Annotated in this window: 1 protein-coding gene; it reads right to left on the bottom strand. The window is 56.5% G+C overall.

Going from position 1 to position 469, the window contains the following annotated elements:
* A partial coding sequence (locus PY650_RS36765) for an alpha/beta hydrolase (RefSeq protein WP_285885025.1) occupies nucleotides 1-469 on the bottom strand: 469 nt, incomplete at both ends.

Here is a 469-nt window from a genome sequence, read left to right as displayed (position 1 = left end):
AGCCTCAGCCGCAAGCCAGCTTCCCATGGAGTGAGCAAGGATCGTGACATCATCGACATCGGGACTTTTCGCGGCCTGAAGGATCAGATCTTCGAGCGCTCGGCGCGAATAATTGGCGCTCTCCTTGTCGTAGAGATAGTCGAATACACGACCTCTTGACGGCCAGGTGAAGAGGATCGGCGCGGCATCCGTTCCGGAATCATGGACGACTTGCGCGAAGCGGAAGACTGCGTCGGCATAGGTGTTGTTGAATCCATGTACGAAAATAATGACCTGATGCCTTTTGTTTCGGTTGCCTCGGTACCATTCCAAGGCCTTGTCCTCGGACGGAACTTTGACGACCTGCGTGACCGCAAACTCCTTTTGCGGGTTGGGCGGCATGCGGGACGGCCATTGTACCTCGCCAATCTTGCGGTTGCGGTCGGGAGGTATAGACACCTCGACACTATTGAGGGAGATCGCCGTGCCG

This window comes from Martinezella calliandrae (assembly GCF_030272695.1).
GTDB lineage: Bacteria > Pseudomonadota > Alphaproteobacteria > Rhizobiales > Rhizobiaceae > Rhizobium > Rhizobium calliandrae.
Note: the sequence above shows the minus strand (reverse complement) of the source record. Positions and strands in the feature narration are given on the sequence as shown.